1 protein-coding gene is annotated in these 263 nt (G+C 40.3%); it reads left to right on the forward strand.

From position 1 onward, the window contains the following. The coding region (locus SB775_RS30645; RefSeq protein ID WP_410865030.1) for a DUF2691 family protein at nucleotides 1-263 on the forward strand (263 nt) is incomplete at both ends.

The raw sequence follows: 263 nt of genomic DNA on the forward strand, positions 1-263 counted from the left end.
GATTATGGAAGTTTTTTGAAAGACATCCTTCAGCCAGTAAACGTTCAATCCTTTAATTGGCATATAGATAATATAGAAACATATACAACCAGCAATGACAGACCGAATGGGGAGTTATTCCCGCAAAATGGAACGATCTTGAAAGGTCTCGAGTTAAAGGAAGTAATCGAAACAGAACAGGTTTATGTGATTTTTGCGGAACTTCGCGCTTTTCAAGGAGCTGTCACTTCACCTCCTCAAACCTACGAAGAGTTCACCGCAAG

This window comes from Peribacillus sp. SIMBA_075 (assembly GCF_046534585.1).